This window comes from SAR324 cluster bacterium (assembly GCA_029245725.1).
Lineage (GTDB): Bacteria > SAR324 > SAR324 > SAR324 > NAC60-12 > JCVI-SCAAA005.
The window spans coordinates 1-1,702 of the sequence record JAQWOT010000188.1 but is presented as its reverse complement, the minus strand read 5'-3'; the positions used below and the strand labels follow the sequence as shown (position 1 = coordinate 1,702).

2 protein-coding genes are annotated in these 1,702 nt (G+C 37.7%); both read left to right on the top strand.

What is annotated here, in order from left to right; all coding sequences use genetic code 11:
- Positions 1-382 precede the first annotated feature (382 nt).
- Positions 383-1,123, top strand: a complete 741-nt coding sequence (locus tag P8O70_10035) for an extracellular solute-binding protein (protein MDG2197211.1) — start codon at positions 383-385, stop codon at positions 1,121-1,123.
- 79 nt (positions 1,124-1,202) lie between these two features.
- Positions 1,203-1,595 (top strand): hypothetical protein, encoded by a 393-nt coding sequence (locus P8O70_10030; GenBank protein ID MDG2197210.1) that lies wholly within the window; start codon positions 1,203-1,205, stop codon positions 1,593-1,595.
- The last annotated feature ends 107 nt before the right edge of the window (positions 1,596-1,702 follow it).

The following is a 1,702-nucleotide window of genomic DNA, read 5'->3' as shown; positions in this document are numbered from 1 at the left end:
ATATACTAAAATAATTTATTTTTATTTATTATTTTTTAGATTAGTCTAATCGAATTTTTTCCCCAATTCTGTCCGCAGGCAGGATTTCCTTTTTTTGAGTATTCATTCCAAGGATTTTTATATGAAATTTTCTGTATTAATGTTGATCGGCCTTTTGTATCTCATCCCGACGATCACCTCAGCAGAGGTCAATGTTTTTTCCTACAGACAATCTTTTTTGGTTGAACCACTTTTCTCAAAATTCACCGAACAGACTGGAATAAAAGTTAATACAATTTTTACAAAAAAGGGTTTGATTCAAAGACTGCAAATGGAATGTAGGAATTCACCCGCAGATTTGCTATTAGCTTCTAATTCTCCACGTTTATGAGAAGTACAAGAATTGGGTTTTAGCCAGTCTATCCAGGATTCAATTTTAAAAGAAGCTATCCCCATTAACTACAGGGACCTCGTTGGAAATTGGTTCGGCCTGACAATCAGGGCGCATCTTATCTATGCATCTCAAAAGAGAGCGCAAGGGAACGACATGACTTATGAAGAATTAACCTCATCAAGATGGAATCATCGAATTTGCTCGCGAAGTGGTAAACACGATTACAATATAGATTTGATTGCCTCCATGATCGCTCATCACAGAGTAGAAGAAGCCAAATTATGGCTCAAAGACGTCAAAGAAAATTTAGTTCGTAGACCTCAATGTAATGACCGAGCACAAGTTAAGGCTATCTACGCGGGTCAGTGTTATATTTCTCTTGGAAATAGTTATTATTTTGGAGCAATGATGGCTGATCGAGAGCAGCAAGAGTGGGCAAAGAGTGTTAAACTACTATTTCCTAATCAAGAAAATCGTGGAACCCATGTAAATATTAGTGGCATGGCGATCACAAAACATGCTCCAAACCGAGAGGATGCGATCAAGCTAATGCGTTTTTTAGTCAGTGAAGACGCGCAAAAAATATATGCCAAGGTGAATTATAAGTTTCCAGTCCGAAAAGGGGTAGCTCTTTCTCCACTGTTAAAACCATATGAGGGTTTCATCTCAGATAAAATATCGCTCGTTGATTTTATTCAGTATCGAAAAGATGCCTCAATTTTAGTTGATCAGGTGGAATTCGACGAGTGAAAGAAGACTTAGCAATTCAACAGAATTTATTACTAAATTCTGTTTTTAGAAGTACCAAGGTCTCGGATTCAGAGAAAGGTTGGCAATACCTCAGTCTGTTGATCATAGTTTTTTATCAATTCCTATTGCATCAATTCTATTCATTAGCCTTGGTCGGTCTGGTGATCTAGGGCGACACTTATTTGATACAGTTTTACCAAAATATATTCTGACTACTCTTTGGCTAATGATAGGTTCTGTAATTGGCGCAACCATCATTGGCGTCAGTACTGCTTGGGTAACATCTACTTATGATTTCAAGGGGGAAACTCTGCTCAGTACATTATTGATTCTGCCTTTAGCTATGCCAGCCTATCAAATGGCTTATGTTTGGACAGATCTCTTGGAGTATGCTGGTCCATTTCAAAATTTGCTTCGTAGTTTCTTCCTTTTGAAAAGTTCTCAGGATTACTGGTTTCCTGAGATTCGTTAGCTTGGTGGAGCCATATTTCTTTTCAGTTTTGTTCTGTACTCATACATATTTTTTTTGGCCCGAACAGCTTTCCCAAACCATGCACTGAAGACACTTCGTATTGGTAA